At 65.0% G+C, this 8,594-nt stretch carries 7 protein-coding genes; all 7 read right to left on the bottom strand.

The window, feature by feature from the left end:
- Positions 1 to 165, bottom strand: a 165-nt coding sequence (locus DYI24_RS28335; protein WP_246701276.1) for a type I restriction-modification system subunit M N-terminal domain-containing protein, incomplete at its 3' end; no start/stop codon positions are given.
- Positions 162 to 1,700: a restriction endonuclease subunit S gene (locus DYI24_RS15560; RefSeq protein WP_164572937.1), complete on the bottom strand. Its 1,539-nt coding sequence runs from the start codon at positions 1,698 to 1,700 to the stop codon at positions 162 to 164. The genes DYI24_RS15560 and DYI24_RS28335, both read right to left, overlap by 4 nt.
- Before the next feature lie 81 nt (positions 1,701 to 1,781).
- Positions 1,782 to 2,192, bottom strand: coding sequence for a PIN domain-containing protein (locus DYI24_RS15555; protein WP_164572936.1), 411 nt, complete (start codon positions 2,190 to 2,192; stop codon positions 1,782 to 1,784).
- 7 nt (positions 2,193 to 2,199) lie between these two features.
- Positions 2,200 to 2,475, bottom strand: a complete 276-nt coding sequence (locus DYI24_RS15550) for an antitoxin (RefSeq protein ID WP_246701274.1) — start codon at positions 2,473 to 2,475, stop codon at positions 2,200 to 2,202.
- A 68-nt stretch (positions 2,476 to 2,543) separates the two neighbouring features.
- Entirely contained in the window at positions 2,544 to 5,183 is a 2,640-nt protein-coding gene (locus tag DYI24_RS15545; protein WP_246701273.1) for a type I restriction endonuclease subunit R, read from the bottom strand.
- 161 nt (positions 5,184 to 5,344) lie between these two features.
- A complete protein-coding gene (gene hpnO, locus DYI24_RS15540) occupies positions 5,345 to 6,736 on the bottom strand; it encodes an aminobacteriohopanetriol synthase HpnO (RefSeq protein WP_107345476.1) in 1,392 nt (463 codons plus the stop codon).
- 332 nt (positions 6,737 to 7,068) lie between these two features.
- On the bottom strand, positions 7,069 to 8,594 hold a 1,526-nt coding region (locus tag DYI24_RS15535; RefSeq protein WP_164572933.1), incomplete at its 5' end, for an MMPL family transporter.

Below are 8,594 nucleotides of genomic sequence, written 5' to 3'. Positions count from 1 at the left end.
GGCGGGCAGCTTCGATGCTTCGCCGATCTGCTCGACCCGCTCCTCGTCCATCTTGAGAAACAGCAGGTAGGAAATCTGGCTGATGTAAGCCTGGTAGGACACGCCCTGATCGCGCAGCACATGCGCGAAGTTCCAAACCTTGGCAACGAGGGATTGGGCGTTCATGCGTGAGACCTCGCGCCGCGGCCTCGTTTGGCACGAGCCGGCGCCGGAGCGGTGGTGGCAAGCCGCTCAAGCAGCGCGGCGGCGGGTTCTTCGGTCGAATCTTGCGGGACGAGCCGTCCCTCGAAGGCGGCTTTGAGGATTGACTGTTTCAGCCGAGCCGCGTCCGCGGCCTCGGCATCGAGCACGGTTAGCGTGTCGGAGGCGGCGGAAGTTGCTTCAGAAACACGGCGGAGGATTTCGGCCATTTCCTCCATAGGCGGAATCGGAACCGAGATCGCTCGGATACTGTCCTGGGAGATATTACGCATCGAGAGCTGCGCACCCGTAGCTCGATTTTCGATCTGCTTCCTTCCCAATGCAGATTTGAGAACAATTTCGAGCCACCGATCCATGCCCGGACTGAGCCGAAAGCGCAAAACCTTGTCACTCAGAACCAATCGCTTGGAGATAGACTTGACGATCACAGGTGCGCCCACAAGCTCCAAAGTATTTGCGCGTGAAAACAAGAAATCGCCGACTTGGATCAGATGGTTTGGATCAACTGAAGCAGTTCGCGGAAGTACCTTGCTGGCACTTTCGTCGAACTCGCCCCAGGTGACAGCACTTATCTTTACGATACCTGTTTCACCGTCCGCCGGCGGCCGTCCCTCCGCACTAACGTTCAATCCTGCTTCGATACGAACTAGAATGTCATCAATCTTGGCCCAGTCCCAGCTACTTGGCAGCTCCGGAAGCGCGATCTCAGGAGATTGACCAGCACTTCGCCGTCCGTTGCCTTTTGATCGGGAGCCGACTGCTGGCCCTTGGGCAATGCGTGCGAGAAGATCGCGTCCGGTCTCCAACCCCGAATGCGCCGCACGCCAATCCTTCGTCAACTCGCCAGTGACGGCGTCCTTCAGCAGGGCGCGGCGGAAGGTGTCCAGCCCGTCGCGCGCCGCCGCCAACGCCGCCTCGCCCTCGGCGATCTCGGCGAAAAGTTCATCGACCCTCGCAGCGATCCGTTTTTGCTCGGCAAACGGTGGGACCGGCATTCTAACCGACTTCAGCTTTCCCCCAGAAACACGTTGCCGCGTTGTACCGCTAGCATCTCGGAGAATCCGTCTTCGCGACTGAAGTGAATTCAACGTGTGCATCAGCCATTTGCGGTCCACAAACTCGTCATTTCCTCGCCAGATACACACATCGACGACGGTGACGGACGGTTGAGATAGCCTCGGGAATAGACACGTTCGCCCCAAAGGGGCGGCCATTCGAGCGATCAGAAGATCGCCTGGGAGCAGATACGTGCATCGGAGCCGTGCAGCGGTTTGTTTCGTTAGGAAACGAGAAGAGCGATCGAGAAAATCACCATCGCCGATGTCGGCGAGCTGGATGAGACGAACCGCACCCGACGGGTCTTGATCCTTGGACTCGACCCAATCCCCGTCGACCATCAAGCCCTCTGGTCCGGCCAATTCATACAAGCTTGCCCAGCACCAGCCGGTTGGGAGCGGCCTCTCTTCGTCGATTGAAGCGAATTCGTCCGCCAACGCCACGCGACAGTCCATTACGCCACCACCAGTTCAACCCATCCAACAGGTCGGGCCCGCGTGCGCGATCAGCGCATGCTCAGCCCATCACGCCGCCCAATCGGTCACCATCAGCCCGGGCACGCGCTCGAACTCTCGCCGGTTGGCAGTGACGAGGATCGCGCTACGGGCGCGCGCCTGCGCAGCAATGAGGATGTCGTAGGGGCCGATCAGTGCGCCGACACGGCTGAGGGCGGCGCGAATGTCCGCGGCCTCCGCGGCTGCGGCTTCGTCGAAGGCGACGACGATCATGCCGGTATCCGCCAGAAAGGCGTCGAGGGCGCGCATGTTCGCTTCCGGCCGTTGGCTGTTGAGCGCGCCGAAGCGGAGTTCGAACAGCACGACGGTGGAGATCGCAAGCGGGCGACTGGCGGCGCATGCGGCAGCGAAACTGTCGCGCAGCCGCGGCGTTCGCTTGCGCAGCAGATCGACGACCACATTGGTATCGAGAAACAACATTGCGCCGTCAATCGAATGACGGCTTGTCGTCGAGATCCGGGCGCAAATCGTCGTCCGTCAGGTCCGGAAAATCGCGCGCGCTGAGCGCGTCGAGCTTGGCCCAGAGCGCCTCGGCGTCGAACGGCTTCCGCTTCAGCGGCTCGAGGATGACCTTGTCGCCCTGCCGCGAGACGCGCACCTCCGAGCCTTCGAAGCGGAACGCCTTCGGCAGGCGCACCGCCTGGCTGCGGCCGTGCATGAACAGCTTGGCGGTCGCCGGTTCGCCGGGCGTGGCCGGCGACATGGCCTTGGGTCTCCCCGCACGATTGGGCATGATCTGCCCTCCAAATTGGTATCTACCATTGATGGATATCACGCCACCAAAGCGTCGGTCAATTCGTCCAGCAGACCCGGCAGCCGCGCGCCGAACAGCGTGCGGGCTTTGACGATGCCGCCGCGCCCGGAAAACTCCGGCGCGTCCATCATATCCTCCGGCCGGATCTCGACATTGACGCCGATATGGTCGCGGATGGCCATCAGCCACGACCGCTGCTCGTCGGTGTAGGTCCGGCCCGCCTTCTCTTCGCGGCCGAGCCAGAGATTGAACCGGCCGGCGATCACGGCCGGCAACGATTCCAGCGACTGCGCTTCGCCAATCGCGTAGCGCACCAGCATGACGATATCGGCCAGCGTGCCGGCCGGGTTGCCCCTCACCTTCTCGGCGGACAGGCGCTTGTAGGCGCGCCAGATGTCGACCGGCTCCAGCAGCCAGGGCGGACGCCTCAGCGCCTCGCGAAGATCGTCGACGGCATCGTAGGTCAGCCGGCGCTGCGCGTAGGGCTGGCGATAGAGAATTTGCAGGGCGACCAGCTCGTCCCGGCGCTCGTCGAGGAAGCGCTTGAACCGGTCGATGGTGTCGGCCGCCTTGCCGGCGTCCCAGCCCGACGACACGACGGCGTCGGTGGAGATGGTGTCGATCCGAATGTCGGCGGCGGCCTTAACCTCCTTCAACAGCCGCCGCAGCGCGGGGTCGTCGAACAGGGCTGCGGCGTGTTCCTTGGCGGCGTCCTTCGCCTTGGTCTGCTCCGGCGCGGGCGCGTCGGCCGGCACACGGGTGGCGAGCACGTCCGGATCGATGGCGTCCAGCAGCCGGGAGGCGAGGCCAGCCAGGTCAACCCCGCCGGACGCTTTGACGATGGCGGCGCGGTCCTTGTCGCCGATGCGGCGGTCGAGCGCCGCCAGGCGCGCCGCCAGCGTGGCGAAGGCGTCGTCGTCGCGCCGTCCCGCCGCGATCTCGTCGATCAGCCTGTCGAAGCCGATCTTGCGGTCGCGCTCCAGCGGCTGCGACACCGTCTTGAGGCTTTCGGAGACGCCGACGGCGTCGATCAGCACGAACCGGGTCTTGGCTTCGGCGTCGGGGGTCACCTCGCGCAGCTTCTCGGGCGAGATGGTGCGGGCGCCGCGCCCTTTCATCTGTTCGAAATACAGCTCGGAGCGCACGTCGCGCAGGAAGATCAGCACCTCCAGCGGCTTCACATCGGTGCCGGTGGCGATCATGTCGACGGTGACGGCGATGCGGGGATTGTAGTCGTTGCGGAAGCGCCGGATCAGTTCTTCAGGATCGGCGCCGCTGTTGTAGGTGATCTTCTTGGCGAAGTCGTTGCCCTTGCCGAACACCTCGCGGACGATCAGCGTGATTTCCTCGGCGTGATGGTCGTCCTTGGCGAAGATCAACGTCTTCGGCACCTCGCTGCGGCCAGGAAACAGCTCGGTGAACAGCGTGTCGCGGTAGGTCTCCAGCACGGTGCGAATCTGGTTCGGCACCAGCACGGAACGGTCGATCTGGTCGGGGGTGTAGGAGAAATCCTCGGACAACGTTTCGTAACGCTCAGCGCGGGTGCGCTTGTCGCGCACCGGCAGATCGTAGCCGGCCTTCACGGTCGAGCCGCGCTCGCCGATCTCGGTCCTGATCCGGAAGATCTCGAAGCCGACGTTGACGCCGTCCACCACCGAACGTTCGTAGGGATATTGCGCGACCAGATTGCGTTGGAAGAAGCCCATCGTGTGCGGCGACGGCGTCGCCGTCAGTCCGACGATGAAGGCGTCGAAATAGTCCAGCACCTGGCGCCAGGTGCCGTAGATCGAGCGGTGACATTCGTCGGTGATGACGAGATCGAAGGTCTCGATCGGGATGGCGGGATTGTAGGCGACCAGGCGCTCGGTGTCGGCGCGTGGGGCCTCGAACGCCGATCCCTCCTCGTCCTCCTCGGATAGCTCCTTGCCGGTGAGCACCGAATAGACCCGCTGGATGGTCGCGACGACGATCTGCGCGTCCTTGTCGAGGCCGGCCGGGCCGAGCTTCTGGACGTTGTAGATTTCGGAGAACGACCGGCCCGTCCCCGGCGGGCGGTAGGCCAGATACTCGTCGCGGGTCTGCCGGACGAGGTTGGCGCGGTCGGCGAGGAACAGGATGCGCTTGAAGCCGGCGTGCGCCAGCAGCCGGTAGCTCAGCGTGCAGGCGGTGAAGGTCTTGCCGGCGCCGGTCGCCATCTGCACCAGGGCGCGCGGCTGATTTTCGGCCATCGACTTTTCGAGGCCGGCGACGGCGCCGACCTGGCAGGCGCGCAGGCCATCCGGCACCACCGCCGGCAGCGACTGGATCCGGCCGCGCAGCGTCGCCGGCTCGCTCAGCCACCGCTCCAGCGTCTCCGGACGATGAAAGGTGAACACCCGGCGGGAGGCCGGCGACGGGTCGGCATGATCGCGAAACAGCGTCTCGGTGGCCGACGCCACGTATTCGAACCGGGCTTGACCTTCTTCGCGGATCAGATGCCGCGGTAGGTCGGAGATGTAGCGCTCGGCTTGCTCGGCGAACCCGGACAGCGTGGTCCCGCCGGCCTTGGCTTCGATCACGCCGCATAGCCGTCGGCCAACGAACAACGCGTAGTCGACGGGTCCAGATGCGGTCTGAAATTCGCGGACCGCCACGCCGGGCCCGGCCCCAAGGTTCATGTCCTCGCGCGACTGAACCAGCCACCCACACGCCACGAGCCGCCGGTCTATAGACGACCGGGCTTTGTCCTCGGGGTGGAAAGCGGCTTCACTCACAGCTTGAAGCTGTATCGGAACTCGACGCGCTTCGGAAGCCTGTTCGAACTAATCGTATTGCGGCCTTACGCCGACTTGCGCACCGCGTTGTCGACCAGGGTCTTGCCGAGCGACCAGATCGCGCCCGGCACCTTGTGGCTTGCGGCGATGGTGTCGTCGAAGGCGCGTTCGATCCAGGCGCAGTCGTCTTCGGTGATCGTCAGAGGCGGCAGCAGCTTGATGGTGTGCAGGCCGTGGCCCGCGACCTGGGTGAGGATCTTGTGATCCTTGAACAGCGGCACGGTGATCAGCTGGACGAACAGGCCCTTGTTGGCGGTTTCCAGCATCGTCCACGACGCCTTCAGCCGCAGCGATTGCGGCGGGCCGAATTCGACGCCGATCATCAGGCCCTTGCCGCGCACTTCCTTGAGCAGCTCGTAGCCAGGAACCATCCGCGTCAGCGCCAGCCGCAGTTCGGCGCCGCGCTTGGCGGCGGCCTCGACCAGCTTCTCGGCTTTGAGAACTTCGAGCGTCGCAATGCCGGCGGCCATCGCCAGATCGTTCTTGGCGAAGGTCGAGCCGTGCACCACGGCGCGGTCCATGCGGTTGAAGATCTTGTCGAAGATCGACTTGCGCGTCAGCACCGCGCCGACCGGCACGTGGCCACCCGACAGCGCCTTCGACAGCAGCACCATGTCGGGTTCGACGTTCCAGTGCTCGACGGCGAGGAAGCGGCCGGTGCGGCCCATGCCGGTCTGGATCTCGTCGGCGACGAACAGCGTGCCGTAGCGTTTGCACAGCGCCGCTGCGCCCGGCAGGAACTCGTCGGTGGGCATGTTGACGCCCTTGCCCTGGATCGGCTCGACGATGAAAGCGGCGACCTCGCGGGTCGACAGCACCTTCTCCAGCGCTTCGAGATCGTTGAACGGGATGGTGGTGACGCCCGGCAGCAGCGGCCCGAAGCCGCCCTGGAAATTCTGGTCGTCAGTCAGCGACAGCGCGCCATAGGTCAGGCCGTGGTAGCTGTGGTCGCAATTGACGATGCCGTTACGCCCCGTCGCGCCGCGCGCGAACTTGATCGCGGCCTCGACGCTCTCGGCGCCGGAATTGGCGAAGAACACCTTGTCGAGATACGGCACATGCTCGAGCAGCCGCTCCGCCAGGATGCCGGCCAGCGTCGAGACATCGAGCTGCACCAGATTGGGCAGGTCGGCGTCGAGCACGCTCTGCAGCGCCTTGCGCACCACCGGATGGTTGCGGCCGAGCGCGAATACGCCAAAGCCGCTGAGCAGGTCGAGATAGCGCGAGCCATCGCGGTCGTAGAGGTACTGACCGGTGCCCTTCTGGAAGCCGACGTCGTAGCCGATGGTTTTGAGGACGCGGACGAGCTGCTCGTTGAGATGCCGGGCGTGCATCGAACTGCGCTGCGCTTCGCGCGCCGCGAACATCTCGGCGAGATCTAAATTCGGCTGGTGCATGGGATACTTACGTCGCTTGTTGGACCCGCCGTCAACACAAAAGGCTGGCGGTGCGTCGCACTCGAGCTTTCTTTTCAGAGTTGTGATGCGCGGGTGACATGCCGATTTCACGGCGACTCCCGCATGGCGTACGACCCCTACCCCCGGACGTGGGTATAGTCCGATCGCGGGGGGTGACGCCAGCCCTGTGACGCCACCTGCGGCAATCGCGCCTTGCTTACCGGTCTCAGCGGCGGTTCATGCTCTGGAACACGGCGCCGGGGAGAAAACCCGCCCCCGGCCAAACCCGCGGCGGGGGCACCGGCACGCGCCGACGCCCCCGCCGGCGCGACTCACAGATCGGTATCGCCGGACTCGTCGATGTGCCGCGGCTTGCCCATCAGGGCCGGCTGGAACAGCAGCACGGCGCCGAGGGTGGTCAGCAGCGACAGCGCCAGCAGCTTGCCCATGCTGGCCGTTCCCGGATGGCTGGACAGCCACAGGCTGCCGAACGCGGTGGCGGTGGTCAGGGCGCTGAAGAAGATCGCCCGGGTCAGCGCCGACTGCAGCAGGTTGGTGCGGCCGGAACGCCAGGCGGTCACGTAGTAGATCTTGAACGCGACGCCGACGCCGAGCAGCAGCGGCAAGGCAACGATGTTGGCGAAGTTCAGCGGCAGATCGATCAGCACGCAGATCTCCAGCGTCACCGCACCGGCCACCAGCAACGGTACCAAGGTGAGCGCGACGTCGGTAATCCGGCGCAGCGTGATCCACAGCAGGATCGAGATCGACAGCAGCGCCCACAGACCGGCCTGGATGAACGAGGCGACGATGGTATCGCCCGACTTCAGGATCGACACTGGACCGCCGGTCGCCAGCGGCTCGGCCTGCAGCACGGCGGCGGCGAATTTGCGCAGCGTGTCGTTGTCGTTGGGATCGCCGCTCGGCAGCACCTCGACGCGGATCTGACCGTCCTTGGTCTTCCATGACGACACGATGTCCGCCGGCAGGTTGTCGAGCGTCACCGGCTGCGCTTTCAGCATGTTGCGCAGCAGCTCGAAGTCGAGCAGCAGCGGCCGCACGAACACATCCTGCGCCTTCTCGCGCAGCGCCTGATCGGCGCCCGCAAGCTTGGTCAGCGCGGCAGCGAGCCGGCGCGAGGCGTCGGCGCCAGGTCCGGTAGTCTCGCCGGCAGCGCGGCGCAGCGCTTCTGCCGAGCTCTTCAGCGACGCGATGTTGTCCTGATCGGACGGCGGCGGATCGACCTGTTCGGGATTGAGCGCGGGCTCCAGCACCTTGGCACCGGCCTGGATCAGCTTCAGCTTCTCCGGCTGGTCCGGCGGCACGAAAGTGTCGAGCGAGATGGTGCGTGACACTTCCGGCAGCTTCGAGAGCTTGGCTTCGATCTCGCGGGCCGCCTGCTCGGACGGTGCCATCACGTTGACGGCGTTGGCGCCGGTATTCGGATCCTTGCGCAGGTCGAGGAACGTCGCGATCGACTCGACCTTCGGGCTGCGCAGATTGATCGGGTTGAAGTCGAAATGCATGAAGTACAGCAGCGGCAGGCCGGCCAGCGCGACGCCGATCGTGCCGACGATGATGCCGATGCGGTGCTTCTCCAGGAAGTGATCGACCGGCGCCAGGAAGGCGTAGCCGAGCGGCTCCTTCTCGCCCGCCGGGTTCAGCAGCTTCAGTAGCCCCGGCAGCACGGTGATGCTGGTGAAGAACGCGATCGCCATGCCGGCGCCGGCGATCTCACCGAGTTCGGAGATGCCCTTGTAGGAGGTCGGCAGGAACGACAGGAAGCCCGCCGTGGTCGACATCGCCGCCAGTGACAGCGGCACCGCCGAGTATTCGGCGGCCTGCACCAGCGCCTTAT

Source organism: Rhodopseudomonas sp. BR0C11, assembly GCF_010820945.1.
GTDB classification, from domain to species: Bacteria; Pseudomonadota; Alphaproteobacteria; order Rhizobiales; family Xanthobacteraceae; genus Rhodopseudomonas; species Rhodopseudomonas palustris_H.
The sequence above is the reverse complement of the archived record's forward strand: the minus strand, read 5'-3'. Positions and strand labels throughout refer to the sequence as shown.

Coding starts and splice junctions, on each gene's coding strand:
- DYI24_RS15545 (WP_246701273.1), bottom strand. CDS start 5,183: ATGAACCTTGGGGCCGGGCCCGGCGTGGCGGTCCGCGAATTTCAGACC.
- DYI24_RS15555 (WP_164572936.1), bottom strand. CDS start 2,192: ATGTTGTTTCTCGATACCAATGTGGTCGTCGATCTGCTGCGCAAGCGA.
- hpnO (WP_107345476.1), bottom strand. CDS start 6,736: ATGCACCAGCCGAATTTAGATCTCGCCGAGATGTTCGCGGCGCGCGAA.
- DYI24_RS15550 (WP_246701274.1), bottom strand. CDS start 2,475: ATGTCGCCGGCCACGCCCGGCGAACCGGCGACCGCCAAGCTGTTCATG.